Annotated in this window: 19 protein-coding genes; 2 read left to right on the top strand and 17 right to left on the bottom strand. The window is 39.8% G+C overall.

Annotation, left to right across the window (positions count from 1 at the left end; all coding sequences use genetic code 11):
- Positions 1–7 precede the first annotated feature (7 nt).
- From AAGU76_RS01120 to AAGU76_RS01050, 15 genes are all read right to left on the bottom strand, one after another.
- Positions 8–1,681 carry an MASE3 domain-containing protein gene (locus AAGU76_RS01120; protein ID WP_342483591.1) on the bottom strand — a complete coding sequence of 558 codons (1,674 nt, stop codon included), beginning with the start codon at positions 1,679–1,681 and terminating at the stop codon, positions 8–10.
- A 617-nt stretch (positions 1,682–2,298) separates the two neighbouring features.
- The gene (locus AAGU76_RS01115; protein ID WP_342483590.1) at positions 2,299–3,300 is read right to left on the bottom strand and encodes a LysM peptidoglycan-binding domain-containing protein; all 1,002 of its coding nucleotides are present in this window, start codon (positions 3,298–3,300) and stop codon (positions 2,299–2,301) included.
- 367 nt (positions 3,301–3,667) lie between these two features.
- Positions 3,668–4,732 (bottom strand): efflux RND transporter periplasmic adaptor subunit, encoded by a 1,065-nt coding sequence (locus AAGU76_RS01110; protein ID WP_342484667.1) that lies wholly within the window; start codon positions 4,730–4,732, stop codon positions 3,668–3,670.
- A 2-nt stretch (positions 4,733–4,734) separates the two neighbouring features.
- Positions 4,735–5,406, bottom strand: coding sequence for an ABC transporter ATP-binding protein (locus AAGU76_RS01105; RefSeq protein WP_342483589.1), 672 nt, complete (start codon positions 5,404–5,406; stop codon positions 4,735–4,737).
- A gap of 10 nt (positions 5,407–5,416) precedes the next feature.
- On the bottom strand, positions 5,417–7,942 hold the full coding sequence (locus tag AAGU76_RS01100) for an FtsX-like permease family protein (RefSeq protein ID WP_342483588.1): 2,526 nt from the start codon (positions 7,940–7,942) through the stop codon (positions 5,417–5,419).
- A 159-nt stretch (positions 7,943–8,101) separates the two neighbouring features.
- On the bottom strand, positions 8,102–10,291 hold the full coding sequence (locus tag AAGU76_RS01095) for a choice-of-anchor J domain-containing protein (RefSeq protein WP_342483587.1): 2,190 nt from the start codon (positions 10,289–10,291) through the stop codon (positions 8,102–8,104).
- A gap of 220 nt (positions 10,292–10,511) precedes the next feature.
- The gene (hypE, locus tag AAGU76_RS01090) at positions 10,512–11,516 is read right to left on the bottom strand and encodes a hydrogenase expression/formation protein HypE (RefSeq protein WP_342484666.1); all 1,005 of its coding nucleotides are present in this window, start codon (positions 11,514–11,516) and stop codon (positions 10,512–10,514) included.
- Positions 11,516–12,586 (bottom strand): hydrogenase formation protein HypD, encoded by a 1,071-nt coding sequence (gene hypD, locus AAGU76_RS01085; protein WP_342483586.1) that lies wholly within the window; start codon positions 12,584–12,586, stop codon positions 11,516–11,518. The genes hypE and hypD overlap by 1 nt, the downstream gene beginning before the upstream one ends.
- Positions 12,579–12,803, bottom strand: a complete 225-nt coding sequence (locus tag AAGU76_RS01080) for a HypC/HybG/HupF family hydrogenase formation chaperone (protein ID WP_342483585.1) — start codon at positions 12,801–12,803, stop codon at positions 12,579–12,581. Before AAGU76_RS01080 ends, hypD begins: the two co-directional genes overlap by 8 nt.
- 4 nt (positions 12,804–12,807) lie before the next feature.
- A complete protein-coding gene (gene hypF, locus AAGU76_RS01075; RefSeq protein ID WP_342483584.1) occupies positions 12,808–15,072 on the bottom strand; it encodes a carbamoyltransferase HypF in 2,265 nt (754 codons plus the stop codon).
- Positions 15,065–15,328: a hypothetical protein gene (locus tag AAGU76_RS01070; RefSeq protein WP_342483583.1), complete on the bottom strand. Its 264-nt coding sequence runs from the start codon at positions 15,326–15,328 to the stop codon at positions 15,065–15,067. The genes hypF and AAGU76_RS01070 overlap by 8 nt, the downstream gene beginning before the upstream one ends.
- 17 nt (positions 15,329–15,345) lie before the next feature.
- Positions 15,346–15,807, bottom strand: a complete 462-nt coding sequence (locus tag AAGU76_RS01065; protein WP_342483582.1) for a hydrogenase maturation protease — start codon at positions 15,805–15,807, stop codon at positions 15,346–15,348.
- Positions 15,808–17,217, bottom strand: coding sequence for a nickel-dependent hydrogenase large subunit (locus AAGU76_RS01060; protein WP_342483581.1), 1,410 nt, complete (start codon positions 17,215–17,217; stop codon positions 15,808–15,810).
- Positions 17,218–17,234: 17 nt separating this feature from the next.
- Entirely contained in the window at positions 17,235–18,113 is an 879-nt protein-coding gene (locus AAGU76_RS01055) for a hydrogenase small subunit (RefSeq protein ID WP_342483580.1), read from the bottom strand.
- Positions 18,110–18,553: a cytochrome b5 domain-containing protein gene (locus tag AAGU76_RS01050; protein ID WP_342483579.1), complete on the bottom strand. Its 444-nt coding sequence runs from the start codon at positions 18,551–18,553 to the stop codon at positions 18,110–18,112. Before AAGU76_RS01050 ends, AAGU76_RS01055 begins: the two co-directional genes overlap by 4 nt.
- A gap of 172 nt (positions 18,554–18,725) precedes the next feature.
- Here AAGU76_RS01050 and AAGU76_RS01045 point away from each other — a divergent pair, with 172 nt between their 5' ends.
- Positions 18,726–20,402 (top strand): FAD-dependent oxidoreductase, encoded by a 1,677-nt coding sequence (locus AAGU76_RS01045; RefSeq protein ID WP_342483578.1) that lies wholly within the window; start codon positions 18,726–18,728, stop codon positions 20,400–20,402.
- Positions 20,403–20,472: 70 nt separating this feature from the next.
- Here AAGU76_RS01045 and splB read toward each other — a convergent pair whose 3' ends face one another.
- Together splB and AAGU76_RS01035 are read right to left on the bottom strand one after the other, a co-directional pair.
- Positions 20,473–21,495: a spore photoproduct lyase gene (splB, locus tag AAGU76_RS01040; RefSeq protein ID WP_342484665.1), complete on the bottom strand. Its 1,023-nt coding sequence runs from the start codon at positions 21,493–21,495 to the stop codon at positions 20,473–20,475.
- A 151-nt stretch (positions 21,496–21,646) separates the two neighbouring features.
- Entirely contained in the window at positions 21,647–23,698 is a 2,052-nt protein-coding gene (locus AAGU76_RS01035; RefSeq protein WP_342483577.1) for a HAMP domain-containing sensor histidine kinase, read from the bottom strand.
- A gap of 67 nt (positions 23,699–23,765) precedes the next feature.
- Here AAGU76_RS01035 and AAGU76_RS01030 point away from each other — a divergent pair, with 67 nt between their 5' ends.
- A complete protein-coding gene (locus AAGU76_RS01030; RefSeq protein WP_342483576.1) occupies positions 23,766–24,449 on the top strand; it encodes a response regulator transcription factor in 684 nt (227 codons plus the stop codon).
- Positions 24,450–24,481 lie beyond the last annotated feature (32 nt).

The raw sequence follows: 24,481 nt of genomic DNA, 5'->3' as shown, positions 1-24,481 counted from the left end.
TGCTTTTTTATTGTACATCCATGATCAGGATTGTTGCATCATCCATTAGCTTCCTTTGCTGCCCCGTATGCATGAACAGGTTGTCCACTACTGCAGCTTCAAGTTCTTTTCCTGGCATACTGCAATTAAGTCTCAGGAATTCTATCAGGTTCTGCTGCCCGTATATTTCTCCTTCCTGATTTCTTGCCTCAACAAGTCCGTCAGTATAAAACATTACCTTGTCACCAGTTTCAAGCTGAACTTTTTTGTCCTCAAAAAAGGGAGTGTACCAGTCTCCGAGTTTGCAAATTGGAAAACCGCTGGCTTCAAGTTCAAAAACACGGCCGTTTTTCTTTATGACAATAGGAGGAACATTGATGCCGCCTGACGCATATGTGAAGCATCTGCTGTTTGTGTTGAATATGCCGTAAAGCATTACAAGGTAAGCTTCAACTTTGAAATTAGTGTTATTGAAGGCCTTGAACATTTTTTTGAGAACATATCCGGGAGATTCTGCCTCAATTATTTTGGCATCGTCGGCTGCAGCAACAATATTCTGGTTTGCAAATACGGTAAGCATAGCAGCTGATACCCCATGCCCTGATACATCTCCCACGTATATGGCAATGTTGCTCTCATCAAGCTTCTCAACATTGTAAAAATCTCCGCTTAATCTCTCTGCCGGAAAATATGCTGCATTGAATGAAACGTTCATGTCCCGCGGCATTTGAGAAGGTAACAGCGAACGCTGCATTTCCCTTGCATATTCCAGATCCATCAGAAGTATGTCATTAATTTCCTCAAGTTCCCTGGTTCGTTGTTTTACCAGATAATTCAGATTCTCAGAATATTCTTTAAGTTCATTTTTTGTTTTCTTCATTTCCTTGTACGGAATACTTACATTTTCAGCATAAATTACCTTAAATAAAATAAAGTAGGCTATTATCTTGTAAATATGTCCCAGATAGTTGAAGGCATCATATACGCTGCCATAGCTTATGAATGCAAATTCGCTGAATATTGAAATCATGAGAGCAATCATCAACAGATATTCCTGCTGAGACTTTTCTTTTTTGTAGTCCCATGCGTTTTTAACGAACGTGACGCCCATAATGAAAACAATAAGATATTCCATGAATATTTTTTCTCTTGTGAGCCCCAGACCTTCCACGTACATGGCAGGGAAAAAGTCAGGATAATAGGTGACAATTATAAGCAGTCCGACAGACAATAAAATGGTCGGAAAAATGAAAATCCATTTTTTTAGTCTGCACTTAACATCCATGTGAATAGTAACTGCCTCAAGAAAACCGATGCTTCCTATGAATCTGGATAAAACCCAAAATGTTGTGGCCCTGTTTGCACTGTCGTTTGAAACGAAGAAATCAGCCATTCCCTTGTAGCTCAGTGTGTGAAATGTATCCAGGAAGCCCATGGCCATGAACGTGCATCCGAGAACTATCATACGAAGACTTCCGGATTCGTCATAAACGTAGTATGTGACCAGGAATATGGAAAGTGCCGCCAATATACTTGCAAATTCAAACAGGCTGTGCCAGGTGAGATATGTGGCGATAGACATTATTTTTTCAAAAAAAGAATTGAAGTAAGCAGCTGCTGCAAACAAAACAAGCGAAAAAACAAACATGATGATTATTCTGTCATAGCTTTTGATTGAGTTAAGCACTTTTTTGTTATCCATGGCTGCCTCTTCATTAGAAATATTTTGGAACTGATGTAAATATTGTATCCTTTTTTTCGATATTTTTCAACATAAAATATCAAGGTTCGGTTACCAGTGCCCTGCCAACTTAATTAGCAAAAAAAGCAATGACTCCGCCACCCAGAAAGAGCATTGCTATATTCTAACCCTAAATTATTTCAAACCCATAAACATCCAGGTTCTTAAAAATTCCAAACAGACTGCTCAACCTTATATGTATATCTTCTCCCTTAGGCTTAAGATTTTTTGATACATAAACCTTAACAGAATCAGATTCATAAAAATCAAACCCGCTTTTTGTTTCCGGTTCACCTAACCGTACTTTCGGCAAAGCCGCAGACGCTCAGCAGTTTCCGCCTTTGATTTTTTCAATTGTCACAGTGCTGCCGTTTTTTAAAATATATTCCCTTGCATTTAAATCAATTATCACATTTGCCATATTTAGCTCCTTGTTTATATTTTTCAGTATAACATACCCAGTAATTCTAAAATAGAAACTTCAAAATGAAAAAAGTTTTGACTTTAAACAAAGAGTTTGTCTGAAATCTAACACGGATTCAGACAAACTCCCCTAGGAATGTTTTATACAAATTTTGCTATTTTATTTCTTCTCTTGCTTCATATGCTTCTCTCAAAGCTGTTATGAAGTGGGAGTGCGGATCCTGCAGCGACATTGTAGCTGTAGTTGTTACATCAACCAACATGGCAACTTCTTCTTCTGTGAAAGTTGAAGTAACAGCTTTGTCAGCGTCAGTTAGTTTATCAGGATAAGCCATTTTGTACGGTCTTCCATTAGCATCTGTATATTTTGCGAACCAAGCTTCTACTTCATCAACAGTCATGCCTATAAAGAATGCCTCAAAGAAGTCAAGCTGTTCAAACCATTCTTTCTTGGTTAAGTTGTCGGCGGCGCCTTTTGAAATCAGGTGAGTCATGTCATATGCGTAGCCTTCTTCTCTCTTAGTTTCCCAAACGTCATTGATTGATGCTACAAATGCATCCTTAGTTGCCTGATCAGCATTTGGATCTACCCAGCCTGGGAACATTGAATACTTTATTTCAAGCACATCCCAAGTTAAATCCACGATCTTGCCGTTCTGATCAAAGATAACGCTTGCTGTGGTTACATTCAGATTGTCCTTTTGTTCGCCTCTTACCCTGTAGTTAACTGAATTTCCGAATCCATGATAAAGTTTAGTAGACAAAACTGATGTTGCTACAGGGGCAGCAGCTGGAGAAGCAGGAGCAGTACTTGATTTAACAATCAGTTTGTCTCCCACATAAATCATGTTGATATCTTTTACCTGTGGATTCAACTTAGCCAGCTGTTCTATGGTTAAACTGAATTTCTGAGCGATTTTCCAGAAAACATCTCCGCTGGCAACAGTGTAAACGCTGCCTTCCGGTAAGTTTGTAGTGTCAACTTTTGTTGCAGCTGGAGCATATGTAGTTGTTACTGCCGGTGCCGCTGCTTCTTTTGTGGCTGAAGATGTCGCATCTGTAGCAGATGATGTGGCGTCAACATCAGCTGCTGCCGGGAATGTCATAGTTGAAATAATTAATGCTACTAATAATACGATACTTAATATTTTTTTCATATCTGTCCCTCCCTAAATCAAATATTTAACATCTAATCAAAAACATTCCTATGTTAAAATTGTACCACATTAGAAAACGTTTGTACATATCTTTTTATTCTTTTTTATTGCATTTTATGAAATATATTAACGTTTTCATTTTATTATGTTTTCGACAAATGTTAAAAACTCAACAAGTAAAATAGTTTCTCAAATATACAAGCTTTAAAATGGTGTTACAAAGATATGCATATTTCAACAGAAGAAATTAATAGTAAATTTTGCATAACCTTATGAATTATTGATGGAATTTTAATTGCAGCATTATTTCAAAATAAAAATCCCCATGAGTTTACTTAACCTCATGAGGAAAATAAAATGAATTTTCCTATTGGACATCAATATACACATCAACATTGTAGTTTGGTCTTAAAAATGAATCCATGTTTACAATTGATATTTTCACCGGAACCATAGTTTCACCGTTGCTGGAAAATGCCATCTGAGAAATATATGTCACATTTCCCTCATACTCTCTGGCCCTATCGGCAACCGGAACTATCCTGACAGATTCTCCGATCTTTAAGTCCTTAACAAACTCTTCGGATATATTTGCCTCAACAATCAGACTGTCAAGGTTGACAATGGAAAAAGCTTTCTGCTTAGCATCAGTAATGTTTCCGACAGCATATTTTATATCGTAAACCGCTGCATTCTCAAACTCGGAAACGATCTGATCTTCAAGAATATATGGCTTTTTCAGCTTGTTTTCCAAATCGGCCATACTTTGCTCAATCTGTTTTATTCGTTCTGTCTGAATATCTACCTGATTCTGTTCAGCTTCTTTGTTTGCCTGATATTGTTTTGCTTCTCTTTCATTTGTTTCTAAAGCAGCCTTAAGTTCATACTCAAAGTTTTCAACATTGTTTTTTGCTTTTTCCAAATTTATTTTGCACTGTCTGTAAGTATCTTCAGACACCGCACCCTCATTAAACAGCTTTTCCATGGCATCGAACTCTTTAACAGCCTGTTCGAGCATATTTCTCGAATAATCCAAATCATTCTTAAGCTTGTTTATTCCTGACTCGTTATCCTCATAGGACAGTCCCAAAAGGCTGTTAACCGCACGCTGTTTCTCAAGGTATGCTATGTTAAGTTCTATTCTTGAGTTCTGAACCTGTGTATGATAATTTGACAGATCTAGGGTCAGCAAAGGTTCATGGAGTCCCACATGCTGACCTTCCTTCACCAATACATCTGAAATCATGGACGTGAAATCTATGACAACATCCTTTGTTTCTTCAGCCTTTATTATGCCGAAGGCTTCAATTTCTTTTGACTCCTGGGATAAATCAATTTCTTCAGCAGCTGCTGCTTCCTTTTCCCTGCTGCACCCAGCCATGAAAACTAAGCATATAATAGCTGTAATCGAAACAATCTTCCTTAAAATCATAACTACCACACCCTTCCATCCTTTACATTTATTATTCGGTTTCCATACTTCGCTGTTTCCAGTGAGTGACTTACCTGCAAAATCGTCTTCCCTTTTTCCTGATTGATTCTTTGAAAAAGTCTCATTACTTCCTCCGACGTTTTGCTGTCTAGGTTACCCGTAGGTTCGTCTGCCAGTATTATATCAGGTTCATTGATGAGTGCCCTGGCTATTGCAACACGCTGTTGCTGACCTCCGGACAGTTCCCTGGGAGTATGATTTTTCCGATCTGACAACTCCACTATATCAAGAATTTCTTCAAGCTTACTGCTGTATTTGTTTATTTTCTTCCCGTCAAGAAGTATCGGAAGCATTATATTGTCCTCTACCGTCAGGTTGGGAATCAAATTGTAAAATTGAAATACAAAGCCGACTTCCCTTCTTCTCATAACACTTTCTTCCTCATCCGACAAAACTGAAATGTCCTGTCCTTTTATAAGAATTTTTCCGGAGGTTGGTTTATCCAGACCTCCCAGCAAGTACAAAAGCGTACTTTTGCCTGACCCTGAAGGCCCCATTATGGTAATGAATTCTCCTTTGCCAATTGACAGGCTTATGTCTTTTAGAACCTCTACGGCTACAGCACCCAGCATAAATGTTTTATTCAAATCAGTTGCTTCAATAATTTTTTCCATAATACCTCCATCACTCATACTTGATAGCTTCAATTACATTAAGCCTTGATGTCTTCAGAGCAGGACTGACTGACGCCAGCACTGCAATTATTACTCCTCCAACCAGTGCGCTTACAAAAAAACTCAGAGAATAATGTATCTTCAGGGGAACATCAATAGATTGCATCAAGTCGGGAACCGCACACAGCATCAGGGTTCCGCTGATTATTCCCACTATACCTCCTATGCATCCTCCTGTCATGGCTTCAATCAAGATCATTTTGATTGTCTGCCTTTTGCTCAGGCCTACGGAACGCATCATGGCCAGCGAGCGCTTCCTGTCAAGGAAGCTGATCATGTAGTTGTTGAATACTCCAAAAATTCCAATAAGCATGGCTAAGACGGAAAAAGCCTGAAGTATTATCATAAACTGATTGTTTGACTCATAGTTTTTTCTTTCCATGCTGTCAATGGTGTCTCCCCATACCCCGCGTCTCATAAACTTATCCTTGATTGCAGAAAGAACTTCATCCGGGTTTTTTGAAGTCTTGACGAAAAAACTTCCATAGTATGGTTCTTCCATATCCACCTTGTAGAATTTTTGAGAAATTACTGCGTTGCTTCCGTTGCCCATGATTGAATTATAAAATCCGATCACCCTGTAGTCCTTGTTGCCGCTTTTAGTCTCCAGAGTAAGCTTGTCGCCTTCCTTAAGGCCCAGACGTTCCCTTGCCATATTAGCTACCATAATGCTTCTGGATTCATCAAGCTCCCTGAACACTCTGTCATAATCCTTGCTGCCTTCCAGATGAAAAAACACAAAATCCCTGTACTTGTCAATGTCTATTCCCTGAAGATATCTGATGGTATAGTCGCTGTCTGCAACCTTAACTCCATCCCACGTTTCAAAGGCTCCGTACGTGGAGGAAATGCCCTCTGTGCTTCTAAGAATCTGCTCTGCATTTCTGTCAGCTGCGTTAATGCTTACCATTATGTCAAAATTCCAGTCCCTGTACGCATTAAGAACCTCTATCCCTACGCTGCTGCTGATTGTATTGATCATGAGAATAGATGAAATGCCTATGGCAAGAAGTGAAATGTTATTTAATATGTTTTTATTGCCGCTTAAGTTTTTCACCGCGAGAATCCCCTCATTGCCGAAAGTGTAACCGTATATTCTTTCAAATACCTTCAGAAAATAGACGGTAATGAACGGCACACACATAATGACAGCTGCAATAGCAGAAAGAAGGCTGAGAGAATTCACAGCAAGAGCCAAAGATTCAGGAGCAACCTTAGGCAGCAGCACTGAGATGATCAGCATTGATATACCGGCATATTTCTTCCACTTTTTGTTTTTGGTTTCCATATGGAAATTATTAAGAACCAGGTCCTTGATGGGAATTCTAGAAGTCTTGCTTATGGGCAGCCACGAGCTTACCAGGGCAACAACAAGTGCAACAAGAAAAGCTGCAAGCAGGTGTCTTAAGCCGAATTCCATTGATACATTCATTTTGCCGCTGTAGGGATCGGCTGCCATAATTTTTGCTATGAGATACAGTATTCCTATTCCCATGACATCTCCAAAAATGCCGCCCAGCAAGCCGTAGGTAAGACTTTCGCCTATCAGCACCGTGTCAGTCATTTTTTTAGTGGCTCCGATGCTTCGAAAAGTGCCGATGACCGGAAGCCTCTCGGCTGTTATGACCTTGAAAGTGGAATATATAATGAAAATACTTATAAAAAGAACCATGGATGTCATTAAAAATAGCGGTACTACGATAAACTGCATGTATTGATTCAGTTCATCAGCAGAAAACAATTCACTGACGGAATATCTTGGATACATTTTAGCAAGCGTATCCTTGACAGACTGAATATCAGCATCGTCTTGCAGAACCACATAGGCTCTTAGTACCCTTCCTTTAATGTTTAGAAAGGAAGCCAGAGTTTCCATTGGCATTAATGAAGTCATCGAATCAGACTGAGGATTGTGCTGAAAAAGTCCTGTTGGTCTTGAAATGCCCCATACTGTCAATATTTTAACCCTTCCGTTTATTTCAACGTCTATTCGGTCCCCCACTTTAAATCCATACTTGTCTGCAAAAACCTGACTCAAGACTATGCAGTTTCCTTCAAAAGGTTTTCCGACAGCCTTTTGACTGAAGTTAACAGGATTCAGCTTCTGCAGTTCATCTTCCTTAAAGCCACGTATAATAAGAGTTTCTGATTCCGTCTTATTTTTTAATGCATCATCTTCGGACAGTCTGTAAGTGCCTGCAGTTAAAACTTCGCCTGCTGTAAAGGATACACCCTCTGCAGAATCAGTCCTTATTTTAAAAGTGCTGGATGGCGAATCCCTGTCAGCCTGAATTACCAGATCGGCCTTGCCTGTCTGCATTCTGATTTGCGTTTCATACATGCTGCTCATGGTACCGGATAAGCCTATACAGGCAAAAAAAAGAGCCGATGAAATTGCAATGGAAAACACAATGATGAAAGCCCTGAATTTTTTCTCAAAAATGCTCCTTAAAATGAATTTGACGATAATACCCAATGTAATCCTCCGTATCCCAACAAATCAATCAATTTAATAATTATTCCTTACATTGTTGATTATACCATTAATTACTATTTAATAAAGATAAATTTTTAACCAACTGCAAATTAAAACTCCTGATTGCTATTATCAGGAGTTTTGAAAATATTTATGGTTTTATTCCTTTGGATTAGATTCTTTTAAAAAAACTTCATAGGTGAAATCCACCGGATTTTTGTCGTCTGCAGGAGCCGCATATGTTGTAATCATGTAGTTCTTTCCTTCCTGGAACAGCTGCCTCAACGATAGTGCATCCTCTGATGATACATTAAACGGTTCTACAGTAACCACTTTGTAATTTGTCAGTGTGCCTTTTTTAACAGCTATCTCTCTTTCATTTATGAATGTGACTGTATAGTCCACATATTTACCCAACAACTGGTTCATCGAAAAGAAATTATCTGTTGAGCTTCCGTCGTTGGAAAATCCTGTTTCAGGTATCTCAATGTTATCGATGTACCATCCAGCCTCGTATGTTCCCCAGTCTGTCAGGTACCTAAAGGATATCAACACTTTTTGACCGGCATACGGTGTCAGGTTAAAGGTTTCATTTTGCCAGCCTTCATAATACCCGGTAAATCCAGGAAGATTTTCCTTAATCCTCGGATAACCTTCATCCACAATGTCATTTCTGGTATTTTCATTTGAAAGACTTGTCCATGTATTGCCTCCGTCTGTTGAAACCTGCACAACTCCGAAATCCCACTGCTCCTCTATCTGAACATAGTTATCAAAACGAAGTGTGGCCGAATCTACCGCAGTAAGATCTGCTTCAAATAATAAAGCATAATCGGCCTCATCTCCCTCATTGCCCCACAACACCTTATTGGTAGAATTCAACGGGTCAGTTACAGACAGCCATGGCACCGGAAGAAAATCTACGCCGTCAAAACTGATAGTCCTTATTTTATCCTGGAAAGATAGTTCCTTGAAATCTCCTCCCCATGCAGGAACCCCTTCTTTTTCATACTCCATGGCTTTTTCAAAGTCTACAGTCATTCCACGTCTGGTTCCATTTTTATCTACCTCCATATCACGAAGGTTTATGCTGTCGAAATTATATTTGCCGTCACCTGCCCTGTCGCTGTCCATAACAAGTGCTGCAATGAAATTCTGGTACAGTTCGGTGAAACTTAAGCTTGAACCGTGATTACGCAACACTTCATTTATGCTTTCGATGCCATGTTTTGTATTAACAGCCAGATCATGAATGAAATCACGTCCCAATTTATCATTCATGTACAAAGTGAACAGATAAACCTGGCCGTAATCTGCAATTGTTTCGGGACCAGTTGCTGCAGAATAATGGTCATCCCATTTCACCAGTGAATTCTCCGGATGATCCAGGTAAAAGTTAACAGAACCCGAATCATGTCCATATCCCCCAAGATACTCAGAGAATGTTGACATCCCTTCGTTTATCCATGATTCCTCTGCACCGTCATTGTCTGCATGAATCAGGTGCTGCAGTTCATGTATTGTTGTAGGGAAGAATGTTGATTCAAGCCTCGTTCCCCAATCCTTGGTATCGATTGTAATTATATTTCTGTCGATATAGTTTTCCAGCGTCTGCCAGAAAAAGCCTGCAACAAAGAAAGGATATGACTGGTCATAATATTGTTCATCTTTTATGTTGTCAACCAGTATTATTATTTTATCGCTTCCTTCATAGTAGCCCTCAGGGAAATACCCCCAGTCTATCAATGGAGAATTTGAGCCATCCAGAGCATCCGGCATACCGAAAAACTCTGTATCTATCGGATATATGTTTTGGTCAAACTCATCGCGAAGCATGTCTGCCTGTTCCTGGGTTACAACATGAGCAGGCCGTGAATCCGGAAAAGACAAGTCATCTGCTACCCACACTTCCACATTTTCACCGACGCTTCGAAGAGTAAATTCCTTAAAGTCCAATTCGTAGTTTAAAAATAATTTTGTTCCGCCGTCATATGTGAAATTGGTGCTGACAGAAGAATCTGAAGTTGACGCAGCTTCACCTTCATTAGTTTTAGATCCTCTTCCCGAGACCTTTTTTGTATTTTTCAAATCTTCTGTGCCTTTAGGGGCTGAATCGTTGAATTTAAGTTTTTTAGCCTGTTCCTTAATACGATTCTCAGCATTAGCTGTAAATGAATCGTCCTTTGAAATTTTGTCAAGCTTAGCATCAATGTCTACATGGTCTCCATATCTCTCTGCATTCCAGTTTTGATACGGACTTGCTTCCGCTCCCATGGCCACAAGCGGTGCCATTAGAGAAATTAATGTAACCCCCGCAATTAATTTAGATAAAAATCTCCTTTTTATCATGTTACCCCACCCTTCTATTAATATATAATAATGATAGCACTGCTTGTCCTTTCAGTAAACAATGTATTTATATCAACATTTTATGTTATTATGCATATTATAATAATATTCGACAAGATTTCAGTTGCACGTCAAAAAAGCAAGTACCATCTAAGTTGTTTGTAAAATGTAGACTGGCTTTTTTCATTTACTATTCCGGCTATTCAATATATTTTATAATTTAACAGATTCTCGGAAGCATGGTACCTTCCAAGGGTCCGATGATTCTTTTTCCTCCTATGAATGTCTTCATCAACACCATGTTCTTCATGACACTGCCTGAAAAACTTCCTATGACTGCTGCATTTTCACAGCCTTCTATTCTTCGTATGTCTTCAAGCACCTCCATGCATTTTTTTTCTTCAACTACAACAATCATTCTTCCTTCGCATGCCAGGTAAAGAGGATCCATCCCCAACAACTCGTTGACAGACTTAATTTCCTGTTTTATAGGAACTGCTTCCTCATCTATGACGATTCCCATCTTCGCGAATTCTGCTAATTCATTAAGTGCTGTGGCCAATCCTCCTCTTGTGGGATCCTTCATTATTTTAATGCTTTCAAAATGCTTTTTCAGTTTGTCAACAATTCCGTTTAAAGGCATGCAGTCGCTTTGAAACTTTCCGTCAAAATGAATTCCGTACCGCTCAACAGCTATGGTTGTCCCGTGTTCCGCTATACCTCCTGTTATGATTATCCGATCCTCTTCAGCAGTTTGTTTAGGTCTGTATCCCTGCTGCACCTCTCCTATTCCGGAGGTGTTAATATATAATCCGTCAGCAGACCCCTTCTCAACCACCTTTGTGTCTCCTGTAATTATGCTTACCCCTGTTTTTTTGCAGACATCTCCCATGGACTGAGCTATATGAGTCAGTAGATCAATGTCGAAACCTTCCTCTATTATTACCGCACAGCTTAAATACAGCGGCTTGGCTCCTGCAGCAGCTAAGTCATTTACTGTTCCGCAGACTGCCAGCTTACCGATGTCTCCTCCCCTAAACACCAGGGGTTTGACTACAAAAGAATCCGTGGTGAAAGCAAGATTACATTTATCTGCTTTAAAAACAGCAGCATCCATAGAGCTTATAAGCAGTTCGTTGTCAAAATTTCTGTAAAACACTTCTTTTATCAGTGAATCTGTATAGCTTCCGCCGTCTCCGTGCAAAAGCGTCACCGTATTTTTCATCATATTCCCTCCCTATATCTGAATGCGATGCTGCATGAACCTTCCCTGGACACCATGCATGGACCATGGGGATTAGCCGGGCTGCATTGATTTCCAAAAAAACCGCATTCAAACGGAGTTTTGTTTCCAAGCAGAATATCCCTGCATCGGCAGCCAGTACTTGCGTCAGAAAACTTGTTTTTCAGTTTAAAAACATTCATAGCATCAAAATTCTTATACTTTTCATTTATCTGAAGAGAAGAATTTTTAATTTCTCCTATGCCTCTCCACACTCCGTCACCAACCTCAAAGACATGGTTCATAAGGCTGACGGCTGTCCTATTTCCTTCATTTTTTACACTTCTTGGATAAAGATTTTTAAATTCCTTTATTCCTCCCTGCACCGCCTGCTTCACTAAGTATCGTATGCCGGTTAAGATGTCCCACGCTTCAAAACCGCAGACAGCAGCAGAAATTCCATATTCATCCGTAATAAACCGGAAGTAGTCAGAGCCTGTAACTGAAGCCACATGGCCTGGGCAAATCACACCTCTGATTTTATTGTCAGTTTGTCTTCCTATGTAATGAAGTATGGGCGGCATCAGCTTTAGTGATGTGAGAAAGAACAGGTTCTCAATGTTTCTTTCAGCTGCATTTTTAATTGCCAACGCTATGACAGGAGCAGTAGTTTCAAATCCAACTCCCAAAAAAACAAAATTTTTATCCTTGTTCTTTTCTGCCATGTCAATTAATTCCAGAGGTGAGTAGAGTATCCTGACATCCTTTCCTTTGCTTTTTTCTTCAAGAAGGCTGCTTCCGGTTCCCCTTACCCTCATCATATCTCCGAATGTAGCAATGGTCACATTGTCATTGTCTGTTAAATACACTGCATTGTCTATAAAATTTTCCTCCGAAACGCATACGGGACAGCCGGGTCCTGACAAGAGCCTGATATTCGGCGAAAGCAGTGTTCTAAGCCCCATTCTTGATATCATTTGCGTATGAGTGCCGCAAACTTCCATTATTTTTATTTCTTCCACAGTCATGGAGTTTATTTCATCAATTAGACTGCTGACCGCACTTTTATTCATACATGCCTCCGAATCTTTGACTAAATATATCTGTCAGGTCATCAAAATATTCCTTATGGATTTTTTCAATGGCACAGCCTGCGTGAATCAGCACATATTCGCCATTTTTCGGATTTTCAATCAATTGTATGTTAACAGTTGTTTCTACCCCCATTATGTCAACCCTTGCCTTTGTCCACATTATTTCTTTAATCTCCCCCGGAACCGCTATGCACATTTCATCACTTCCTTTCCTGTGCATCTGCTATAGCCGCTTGTCCTGCACAAATTCCGCTGTCGTTGGTTGGAATCTTATGATTGCTATAAACCGTAAAGCCGCGTCTCTTTAACCTATCAGCCAAGTTTAAGAGCAAATGAGAGTTTTCAAAGACACCTCCGCTTAAAACAACTGTTTTCAGGCCACAGTCTTTGCTTATTTTAGTGACCACGTCTGATGATGAACAAACTATTGTATTGTGAAATCTGGCAGATATGACTGATGAAGGTGTTTTTCTTTGTATGTCTTTTATGACGCTCATTAAAATGCTCTTAGAATCAATTTTGTAAATTCCGTTTAATTCTTCAATGCTGCATGGATATTCCTCCTGTACAGAAGGATCAATAATATTTTCGAGTTCTATTGCTGCCTGCCCGTCGTAGGTTATGCATTGACGCACATCCAGAAGCGATGCTGCGCAGTCGAAAAGCCTTCCTACACTTGATGTCTCATAACAGTTCAGGCGGTTTTCAATTGCCTGTTTTACCATGTCAATTCTTCCGTTCCCTATGACAGATTCCATAGGGGTAAAATCATGATTCATGGCATGAAGATAGCTGACAGCAATCCTCCAGGGTTCCCCGACAGCCCTGTCACCCCCCTGGATTGTTGCATAACAAAAGTGTCCTGCCCGAATGAAGCTTTCCCTGTTTCCAACAAGAAATTCGCCTCCCCACATGTTGTTGTCCGCACCGAGACCTGTGCCGTCAAAAATCACGCCTATGACTGGATTGTAAAGATTGTGTTCAACCATGCAGCTGACCATGTGGGCATGATGATGTTGGACCTTTATCGGTCTTAATCCAAGTGTTTTTGCATACTGAGACGATTCATATGAGGAATGCAGGTCATGGGCTACAGCCTCCGGTTCGAATTCAAGCAAACTCTTAAGATTTTTTATGGCCTTGTCATAGTTTACGTATGTATCATAATTCTTCAAGTCCCCTATGTACTGGCTCATGTAAAGATAATTGTTTTTAAGAAAACAAAATGTGCTTTTTTCTTCTGCTCCCAATGCCAGCACATTGAGATTAGATTTCATGGGAAATATAAAAGGGGTATATCCCCTGGCACTTCTCACAACATGTTCCTCATTGCCTGTAATCTTTACAACTGAATCTTCCACCGGAACATTTATGTCTCTGTTGTGTAACATAAAATAATCTGCTGCTATTTTTAGATTCTCTACAGCCTTTTTGTTTTCATACTGAATTGGAGCACTGCTTAAATTTCCACTGGTCATCACAAGGCATGTGAGACCATCCTGAAACAGAAGATGATGAAGAGGTGTATAGGGCAGCATTATACCCAATTTTTTAAGTCCGGGAGCAATTTGATCCGGCAGTCGTAAATCACTCTGCTTTTTGTCCAGAAGAACAATGGGCTTCCTGCTGCCTGATAGTGCCTTTTCCTCCTTTTCATTCATGAAGCAGAGTTTCTTTGCCGTGTCCATATCTCTTACCATCACGGCAAAGGGCTTATGTAATCTGTTTTTTCTTTTTCTTAAAAGAGTGACTGCATCCTTGCTGAAGGCATCACAGACCAGGTGAAATCCTCCGATTCCCTTCACTGCAATTATTTTTCCATCCTTTAAAAATTCAGCTGCCTTTTTTGCCGGATTGCTGCACATAATTTCTTCACCTGCTTTGTTTAATAGGATTAAAACCGGACCGCAGGCAGGGCAGCAATTTGTTTGAGCATGAAATCTTCTGTTGGATGGATCGTTGTATTCTTTCAGGCACTCAGTACACATGCCGAAAAAGTCCATTGTTGTATTTTCCCTGTCATAGGGCAATTCTATGGCCAAAGAGTAACGGGGTCCGCAATTTGTGCAGTTTGTGAAAGCATAACCAAACCTTCGGTTCTGAGGGTCTGAAATTTCCTTAAGACAATCGGGGCATACAGCAACATCTGAACCTATGAACCTAGGACCCCATGCATTTCTTAAACTTTGTATTATTTTAAAATTTTCATATCCTATAATAGTTTCCCGGTTTGCTGTTACTTTTTCCACCCTGGCCAGAGAAGGAGGATTTTTGACTGCTTGAAGCAAAAATTCCTTTATGTTTTTTCTTTTTCCTTCGATATCCATTACAACGGCACTGCCCTGATTGCTTACCCATCCCTTAATATTGTATTCTTCGGCCTGGTTGTAAATGAAAGGCCTAAAGCCCACACCCTGAACAACCCCGTAAATCATCACCTGATATCTTATTTCATCACTATTCATGATTCAAGAGCTCACCCTGTATACTGTGAATAATTGCTGTATGGTCCTCAATATCTTCCCTGACAATATATATTTTAAGTGCACTTCCGATTAATTCTGCATTGTTGTTCTTTAAATGTTCCCTTAGATTTTCTTCATTAATGTGGCTGTTGTGATTTACCGCCAATGTAAACTGATTGATCTTTTCAATCTTGCTTTCAAGACAGATGTCCTTAAGTGACTTTGAAATCTTGTTCAACAAATATGTGTCGTGCATTTTTTTACTCCTTTTTATTATTTATCATTTAATTTTTTAATTTCAAGGCATATGAAATCAAGCACCTCTTCGCATATGTGTGGAAATCTGTTCTTTAATTTGCTGCTCAGTTCCAGGCCAAATTCAATTTTCTCAGCCTCGATTCCGATAATAAAGCCATCTGTTTTTTTTTCGTAGATTTTAAGAAGGTCAATCAAACTCGGCTGATGCTGTGAAAAAAATTGCGGCTTCTTTAAATTGAAATCTCTGATTGAATTAAATGTTACGGTTCCAGGTTCAGCACCAGTATAAGCTGCATCTATTATAAAGAGAAAGTCTCCGTCTTCTATCATTCTTAAGGAATAATCTGCATCTGTCTCACCGAATATGAATATGATCCCTTCCTCTGACATTGTTGATGATAGCTCTTCTGCTGCCCTTACTCCTATTCCATCATCTCCCATTATCCTGTTTCCCATGGCAATACATTTCACAGCCATTTATACAACCCTTATTTCTACCGGCGAAAAACTATCGCTCAGAACATGGGTGGCACAGGAAACGCATGGATCATAGGACCTTACGATTCTTCCGATTTCTACCGGGTTTCTTAAATCAGCAATGGTTGTTCCCATCAGGGCATATTCTATTACTCCCTTTTGACCTGTGGAATCCTCCGGCGAAAGATTCCAAGAGCTTGGTGTAATTATGTCATAATTTTGAATCGTTTGATTTTGAACGTTGATCCAATGACCTAAAGCACCTCTGGTTGTATCCGTCAGTCCTTTGCCGAAGGCTTGGGAAGCAAACCCGTACCCGTTTAAAGGAGCAGTGTCAAAGCTTACTCTCTCCAGCATTTCTTCCATAATTCCAATGATTTTCTCCACCTCAAGGACTCTTGCAATCGTTCGGTCCATGGTGGAGATGCCCCTGCTATAGCTTCCGCTTAGCCACATCCTAGCCAGAGGCCCGCTTTCCATGGGATAGCCGTTGTATCTGGGTGCCTTGATCCAGCTGTAAGCATCAGGCTTTTGTACATCTTCTTCGACTGTTTGCCCCATGGGTTTTTGTTCTTCAACTCGTGAGACGTACCAGGCGCTGTGGATGTTTTCAGTTATGTTGTCGGGGTTGAATTCAAGATGTTCTCCGTTTATCATAATCTGTGGTTCCACAAACACCAGGCTTTTATCTCCATAGCTGTTAAAAAGTCCATAGGTCATCAAATTTTTATATCCTATGCCATTTTGAAAGTAATCGGGATAATATTCTGCAATGGTTAAAACATCAGGTTTCAGTCTGTTTTTTACAAAATCCTTTATTGAAGACAATATAGATTTAAGCTTTATAAGTTTTGCCGAATCCATGTCGACTGTGACACCTCCCACGAACACTCCATGGTTGTGAGGTGCCTTTCCTCCTGTCACAGCTAACATTTCGTGGGCTAATCTGCTGTATTTCAGCGAATCAAAGTAACTGTCTGAAATATCCTTATCTAACTGGTCAGGCAATCTGTAATCATTGTGGACAGCAAATTGCACTGGTTCAAATTTTGCTCCCCGTACAAAATCCGGCATTGTGTACTGATAAAAATGCCTCAGATGGTTCTGAATGAATTCGCACCCGTGCAGAAAGTCTCTAAGCATCTTGTCGTTATGGTTAATTTCAACTCCAAGCACATCCTCAAGTGCCATGGCAGAAGCAATGGAATGAGCAGTAGAACAGATGCCGCATATTCTTTCCGTAAAATAAATGGCATCAAGGGGAGGCCTTCCCCGCAGCATTTTTTCAAAGCCTCTGAACAGCATGCCGCTGCTTTTAGCATTTATGATTACATTGCTTTCAACCTCGACCTGTATTTCTAAAAATCCACTGACTCGCGTAATGGGATTGATGGTGATAATATTTCCCATGATTCCTCCAATCATCATTAAAATCTTATGAAAGGCTCCATTCCGTCCGGAAATCTTTCCCCGGCACAACCGATGCAAGGAGTGTTGTCTTCTATGGGCCAGTTAACATATCCGTTCCACTGCCTTACAGGGCAGTCCGTTCTTGTTACAGGTCCCCTGCATCCCAGTTTGAACATGCACTCAGGGTCTCCGGGCCTTGAAGCAAATATACCTCTGTCAAAAAATGACCTCCTTGTGCACCTGTCATGAATGGTAATTCCATAAAAAATCAAAGGCCTGCCCTGTTCATCCAATTCAGGCATTCCAAAAGCAATAAGATTGGCGATGGTTCCTACAACCCAATCCGGATGACTTGGGCAGCCTGGTACCCTTATGACTTCCCTCTTTAAAAACTGTGGTACGTTCTCGCAAAGAGAGGGGTTAGGCCTTGCTGCGGATATTCCTCCGTATGAAGCGCAGGTGCCGACGGCCAGCACATACTTTGCCCTTTCCCCTGCCATCCTGACTGCTTCCATGGCCGTTACCCAATTGCCGTTATGACGGGCGATTATGTTGCAGCGCCCTTCATACTTTGTAGATACCGCTCCTTCCACGCACAAAATGAATTCTGTATCCAGGGTGTCCAAAAACTGAGAAAATGCTTCTTCACCTTGAGCTTCCATGAGGCTGTTGTTGTACCTTAACGTGACCAGCTGCTGCAAAAGAAAAGCTGCATCCGGATTTTCCGCATTTAGCAATGAAATGATGTTTCCGGAACAACCAGTTGCTTCCAGCCATATGAGGTTAATTCTGTTTTGAGGAGTGTTTCTTATTTCCTCTATGGATAAATCAATTATTTTTCGGGCTGTGATATCTTTTGAGTCCAGTATGGGGCATCGTCTTTGCTTCTTTTTCATACAAGCACACCTACCTGAGGCAAATTTCTTAATACATCTGTCATGCCTCTATGGCATGCATTAAATAAATCAGTAAGATCTTTCCCTGCATATAAACTGAAATGTGTTCCTCCTCCCCAGGTTGCTTCCAGGCTCACGTCATATACCACGTTGTTGACTGCGACATAAGCAGGTCTTCCGCCGGAACCGTCATATTGGGATAATTCTTCAAGAGTGAATTTTTTCTGATCAGGCAGTTCAACTTCAATTTCATTGCTCCGGACATGATTTTGTGCACCGGTTATCCGGCGATACAGTTGATTATACCGATCAATTTCTTTCATCAGGAGATTTTCATACAATGTGATTTGGCGTGGATCACTGCTCAATGCAATCATCCTTTTGCAGTATTCAATATTGTTACAGGTATTCATCATTTGTAGGTATTCGCCGTTATTCATTTCAACCTCCCTATAACTACAACTATTAAATCTTATGCTTGCAATGAGGAAATATTAATGGTTTTAGAATAATTGTCATTAATCCTGCTTTTTTGCAATATATATAATTATTGATATTACTCGAATAATCATTCTTGTCCATTTAATATTATAAAGCTAGGGGGAATTTTTAATGTCTGTTCAGGACGCTTTTTATAATCCCACTGATGAACAAAGACATCAATTGCTGCGAGATTCTTTGATTCGATTCGAAAGACCTGAGGACTATCATAACATTTTGGAATTGCTCAGACCGCCATTGGATATATATCAATATGCGGGTCCTAATTCTTTAAAAGGTTCAAGCATTGGAATAATAGGCGCAGGGCTGGCCGGACTTGCAGCTGCATATGAACTGAGGAAGCTGGGCGCTGAAATTACTGTTTTTGATGCTGAACAAAACAGGATAGGCGGCAGAATATACACTTCTTACTTTGATAACTCCGGGGAATTTTTTGCAGAACTGGGAGCCATGAGAATTCCCGTATCACATGAAACCACGTGGCATTATATTAACCTTTTCAATCTAAACACCGAGTCTTTGTCTTCTCCCAATTCCAACAACTTTATATTTGTAAACAATGTAAGACTAAGACGCGATTTCAGCGGACAAAACATTACAGACAACATTTATCCATATTACAATCTGACACAATGGGAGAGACAAACTCCGTGGAATGAACTGAGTAGTTTCGCCTCCGATGCCATGCTTAACAGTCTGACTCCCGAACTACGAACAGAAATATTAAAAATTCAGCCTTATTATTCCGAAGAATACAAGAACATTACAATGATGAGCAACAGGCAGGTTTTTGAATACCTGGGGCTTAGTCAAAGTGCCATAAACCTCATCAGTGCAGTGGAACCCTTTACAGCAGCTCTAATTAATGTCAGTCACGATGAAACTATGAACGGCAGTTATTCTTTAGATTTTCTCAACACATACAGAATCAAGGGCGGGATGGTCAATCTTCCTTTAGCTTTCTTCAATTCATTAAGCAGCATCAGACCTCCCGAATTTGAATATGATCCCAATATTTTGGGAACAGCGGCCATAAAATTTGGCTATGCAGTAAACGGAATCTCAAAAGAAGCTAGTGATGGCAAAATAAAAATAAGGTATATGGATTCAAACAATGTTGAAAATGCTGATATTTTCGATTTTGTTATATGCGCGGTTCCGTTTTCAGTATTGAGGGAATTTCAGCTGACACCATATTTCAGCGAAGAAAAAATGCAGGCCATAAGAGAACTTAACTACATAGATGCGCATAAAACAGCATTTCTTTGCAAAAAGCGGTTCTGGGAAGAAAATGCACCATACGGCAATATGAACGGAGGAATATCTTTTACTGATCTTCCTATTGAATCAATAGTTTATCCGCCTGATCATATAAGGTGCCTTCGTGAAGGAAAATGCACTTCGGATTCACCTGGTGTCCTTGTGGCCTCCTATAACCTAGGCCAGGATGCCACAAGGCTTGGCGGCATGAACATTTACAGGCGGCTTCAAACTGTAATGCGAAACGTTGAATTGGTTCACGATCTTCCTGACGGATATTTAAACTCATTGGCAGACAGCTACGCGACAGTTCACTGGAACTCAGAACAGTGGTCAAGGGGAGCCTTTGCAGCTGCATATCCCGGTCAGAAGGTAAACTTTTTGTATAACATGCTGCTTCCTGAATATAGCGGCAGGGTATTTTTCGCTGGTGAACATGTTTCAACAAAACCTGGGTGGATGCAGGGTGCATTGTATTCCGGCAAATTTGTCGCAAATCAGATAGCGCTGCAAAGCAGGTTTGTTTAAATATTTCATATGCACCAAACCAACACTTTTCAGCTATTTTGAATAGAACCGACATCATATTTTGTCATTTCTATATAATGTATTTAATCTCATCGTTGCTGAAAAGTTTATTTATATTTTGTTCAAAGAAATGTTTGATTTCATCAATGCTTTCTTTCGGATATACATACTTTCCGTACCCGAATTGTCCGAATTTGAATGTTCGCTCTTCATCGTTCATGGGCAGTGCGCTTTCAGGAAATGATTGAAGAATCCTGTTCTTGGCAGTTGCAGTATAGCGGTGTGATATAACTTCAAATGTAACCGGCTCTTTTAAATCACTTGGAAGTTTATCCCTTAACTCCATGAGCAAGCTGTGATAATCTTCCTTCCAGTTTGGATAAATAAATACGGGAGCAATCAAGTATCCTATGGAATATCCTGCTTTTGCAGCCTTTATGCTTGCCTCTATCCTTTTGTGGCTGGACGCTGTAAAATGTTCATATTCATCTATTACCGAAGATGCATTGATGCTGAACCTGATTTGTGTATGACCGTTGTGATTTAAACCAAGCAATGAATCTATGTCATTATATTTTGTGACAAATCTGAATCTTCCGCTTTCTTCACTGCCAAAGAAGGTTATAGTTTTTTCCAAGGAATGAGTGTAGGGTTCCACCGGCAATGGGTCCGAAGTAGCTGCCCCCTCAAATACAGTTGTGTCCGGCAATCGTTCATCGATGTATTTCCTGGCATGACCAAGAATTTCTTCAACGTTTACGTAAACTTTTACGAAAGGCTTATCTCCTAGCATTGTATTTAAGTAACAATACTCGCATTGCCCCATGCAGCCTGATGCAAGCGGCAGCTGGTAGTGGGCTGATGGTTTGCAGCTTTGAAACTTAAAGCCTTTTTTAGTGCCGACAACTAAAGTTCTTTTTCCTTCCCTGTATTTATCTGCATATTCTTCGCCCGGTATATGCTGCTTCAGTTTATTTGAAGACATATATATTATTTCAACATTTTTGTAATCTTTGAATTTTTCGACAATCTCTTTTGAAACATCATATTTCAAAGCATCTTTCTCAAATATTATTCGTTTGGGTATAAACATATATTGTAAGACGGCAGACAGCCTATCTGTTGCTCCTCTCATTTTGTTTTATTAAAATCCGATGTTGTATTATACTTTCACCAATAATGCTTAATTTATGCGTTTTTAAGGATTAAACCTCAATTATATAAAGACAGTATTTTTTACCGTCCTACTTGTTAAAGTACTTGCCTGCCGATTGGTCCAGCTTTGCCAGTTCAATATATACATCGGTTCCGCCTTCAAGTTTGGATTCTGCCCATACCCTTCCTCCGTGCTTTTCTATAATTTCTCTGGATATGAACAAGCCAAGGCCTGTAGATTCTTCATCACTGCCTTTTTTCACTGCTTTGTAGTACCGGTCAAAAATATGAGGCAAATCCTCCTTTGCTATGCCAATCCCATTGTCATGGATATTGATTACAACTTTCTTACCTTCATCCCATATTATTACATGTATATTTCCGTTTTCATTTGTATACTTTATTGAGTTTTCTATTATGTTATCGATAACCTGCTGAATTCTGTGCTTGTCGCCTTCTATCTTCAGTTCATGGGCGCAGGGCTTAAAAGCAATATTTATATTTTTTCTTGAAGCCCTTTTTTCTGAATCGTTGATTACCTGCTCAATCAATGGAATCAGATCCAGGTCAACCATATTGAATTCAACCTTGTTGTCCTCAAGTCTTGCAACAAGAAACAAGTCTTCAATCAGTCTGCTTAAATATTCTGTCTTGGACTGTATCCTCTTCAGATATCGTGACAAAGCTTCTTCATCCTTGACCAAACCTTCGTTTATTGCCTCCATATAGCCTTTGATAACAAACAACGGGCTTCTCAAATCATGAGATATATTTAAAAGAAGATTATGTCTTTGGCTCTCAAGATTTATAATCTTATTATATGAATCTTTGAGTTCAAAGGTCTTTTCATCAACCATTGCTTCAAGGTTTTTATTCATATATTCAAGCTCTGTTCCCAACTTTTCTGCTTCATCAAATTTTTTGGCAAACTTGTTTGCAACGGTTAATACAACAATAATTGTGAAAATAAGATATGCATATTGTGATGTATTGATGTAAATGCTGACCAGACCAACATCTAAAATACCTGTGTTGACCAGTACCTCGAAAACAAATGCCCCTGCAAACAAAAAACCTCCGCCAAGGGTAAGAGTGCTGCACCTTTCTTGAAGAAAAGCAGATACTATAATAATAAAGTTTACAGGAACAATTATTCTTACAAGGTACAAGCTGAGATTTCCTCTGCTAAGAGTAATCTCCAGAGGAAGCAGCGCTATTATGAAAGCCAGGGAACTTGTAACAGCCAGGAATAATCTCTGCTTTTTTCCTGCCAGTGAACCGTAAAAAAGCTTGTTGCACACCATAAACACAAATATGGGAATAAACAAGGTTGCCAGGTTAATAAGCCTTATCCATCCCTGCGCCCTTATATTGAATATGGGAATAACTGAAAGAATGTTTGAATCCAAGGAATTTGCCAGAATATTGTTTAATGCCAGCAATCCAAGATACAGCAGATATCCCTCGCTTCTTTTTTTCCTGAACAATGAAAAGCTGTAGATTGCCACAAGTATGTAGCAGCCTATGGCAAGAGTATTCAAGACAAGGTTGATGTTTTGAGTATTTGATAAAGCTGAAGAATTACCTATCATTATCTTTATCGGTCTTTCTCTGTAGCTGATTCTGTCCTGAACTTCCAGGACTATTTCTAGTTCATAGCCTTCCGGCGTAACACTGTATTGCTCCTGATCAATCATCACGGTATTCATTCTCTGAATTTTTGCGTTTTTATTGCCAAGCTTGTAATCCATGACTGAGCTTTTGTTGATCCACAGCCTGTATGCGCTGATGTCGGGTATGAGAATACCCAAATCTTCAATCTTATCTGTCAAAATTCTCAATCTGTATGTCCTGTTATGGCTGCCGGGGTCAATGCTGCTTCTGCCGCCTGACGTAAACGTCATTATATGTTTGTAGTTTTCCAGTTCTTCCGGTCCGATGAGCACCCTGTCATACAATTCCCATTGACCGCTCAGCAGATATTTATCACTATCACCCCATTCAATACCTGAAATATCAAGCATGCCCTCATGAGCATACAACCTGCCTGCATTTTTGTTGTATTCAGCTGAAGCATAGAATGCCACCATTGATAATAACAGGAACGCAAATAAAACTGCGGTTCTATTCTTCTTACCCATAATATGTTCCTTTTAATTTCATAGAATTTGTTGTAGAATATTATATATTATTTTTGGAGGATTATCTATGTATAAAATATTGCTTGTTGAAGATGACATAGATATTTGCGAGATTATAAGGATGTATATGTCCCGCACAGATAACCTGATTTACATGGCAAATACTGCCCAGGAAGCTCTACAGATGGTCAATGAAGACAGCTTTGACCTCATACTTTTAGATATCATGCTTCCGGATATAACTGGAATAGACCTTTGCAGCAAACTGAGAAAGGACTTGTTGTGTCCCATAATATTTATCAGCTGCATCGATGATGATGAAACGATAGTGATGGCTCTTGAAATGGGCGGAGACGATTATATAGTCAAGCCGTTCAGCTGCAGTGTGCTCCTTGCCCGCATAGAAGCCAACATGAGGCGTGTTCGGATGGAAACGAAAAATTTGTCTGATAAAAATAAAATAGTGTTGGATGACTTCACCATTGAAAGCAGTGATTACACTGTTGTTAAGGACGGCAACAAGATCAATCTTACACCTATAGAGTTTAAAATCCTAACCTATATGGTTTCAAACCCTGACAGAGTAATAACTCTTGAGGAGCTTTATCAAAATATATGGAACGAACCAAGCTTTGATGATGTGAGAACCGTAAAGGTACACGTTAGCAATCTCAGGAAAAAAGTCGAGGATGACCCGTCAAACCCCAAACATTTTAAGACCGTACGAAAAATAGGATACATATTTCAATAAAAAGACGTTTCACGCCATTAGCAGTGAAACGT

Source organism: Sedimentibacter sp., from assembly GCF_038562225.1.
Taxonomy (GTDB): domain Bacteria; phylum Bacillota; class Clostridia; order Tissierellales; family Sedimentibacteraceae; genus Sedimentibacter.
The sequence above is the reverse complement of the archived record's forward strand: the minus strand, read 5'-3'. Positions and strand labels throughout refer to the sequence as shown.

What these genes read in the sequence shown, in the direction of transcription:
- AAGU76_RS01120 (WP_342483591.1), bottom strand. Translation starts at nt 1,681, where the DNA reads ATGGATAACAAAAAAGTGCTTAACTCAATCAAAAGCTATGACAGAATA.
- AAGU76_RS01115 (WP_342483590.1), bottom strand. Translation starts at nt 3,300, where the DNA reads ATGAAAAAAATATTAAGTATCGTATTATTAGTAGCATTAATTATTTCA.
- AAGU76_RS01110 (WP_342484667.1), bottom strand. Translation starts at nt 4,732, where the DNA reads ATGATTTTAAGGAAGATTGTTTCGATTACAGCTATTATATGCTTAGTT.
- AAGU76_RS01105 (WP_342483589.1), bottom strand. Translation starts at nt 5,406, where the DNA reads ATGGAAAAAATTATTGAAGCAACTGATTTGAATAAAACATTTATGCTG.
- AAGU76_RS01095 (WP_342483587.1), bottom strand. Translation starts at nt 10,291, where the DNA reads ATGATAAAAAGGAGATTTTTATCTAAATTAATTGCGGGGGTTACATTA.
- hypE (WP_342484666.1), bottom strand. Translation starts at nt 11,516, where the DNA reads ATGAAAAATACGGTGACGCTTTTGCACGGAGACGGCGGAAGCTATACA.
- hypD (WP_342483586.1), bottom strand. Translation starts at nt 12,586, where the DNA reads ATGAATAAAAGTGCGGTCAGCAGTCTAATTGATGAAATAAACTCCATG.
- AAGU76_RS01080 (WP_342483585.1), bottom strand. Translation starts at nt 12,803, where the DNA reads ATGTGCATAGCGGTTCCGGGGGAGATTAAAGAAATAATGTGGACAAAG.
- hypF (WP_342483584.1), bottom strand. Translation starts at nt 15,072, where the DNA reads ATGAATAGTGATGAAATAAGATATCAGGTGATGATTTACGGGGTTGTT.
- AAGU76_RS01070 (WP_342483583.1), bottom strand. Translation starts at nt 15,328, where the DNA reads ATGCACGACACATATTTGTTGAACAAGATTTCAAAGTCACTTAAGGAC.
- AAGU76_RS01065 (WP_342483582.1), bottom strand. Translation starts at nt 15,807, where the DNA reads ATGGCTGTGAAATGTATTGCCATGGGAAACAGGATAATGGGAGATGAT.
- AAGU76_RS01060 (WP_342483581.1), bottom strand. Translation starts at nt 17,217, where the DNA reads ATGGGAAATATTATCACCATCAATCCCATTACGCGAGTCAGTGGATTT.
- AAGU76_RS01055 (WP_342483580.1), bottom strand. Translation starts at nt 18,113, where the DNA reads ATGAAAAAGAAGCAAAGACGATGCCCCATACTGGACTCAAAAGATATC.
- AAGU76_RS01050 (WP_342483579.1), bottom strand. Translation starts at nt 18,553, where the DNA reads ATGAATAACGGCGAATACCTACAAATGATGAATACCTGTAACAATATT.
- AAGU76_RS01045 (WP_342483578.1), top strand. Translation starts at nt 18,726, where the DNA reads ATGTCTGTTCAGGACGCTTTTTATAATCCCACTGATGAACAAAGACAT.
- splB (WP_342484665.1), bottom strand. Translation starts at nt 21,495, where the DNA reads ATGTTTATACCCAAACGAATAATATTTGAGAAAGATGCTTTGAAATAT.
- AAGU76_RS01035 (WP_342483577.1), bottom strand. Translation starts at nt 23,698, where the DNA reads ATGGGTAAGAAGAATAGAACCGCAGTTTTATTTGCGTTCCTGTTATTA.
- AAGU76_RS01030 (WP_342483576.1), top strand. Translation starts at nt 23,766, where the DNA reads ATGTATAAAATATTGCTTGTTGAAGATGACATAGATATTTGCGAGATT.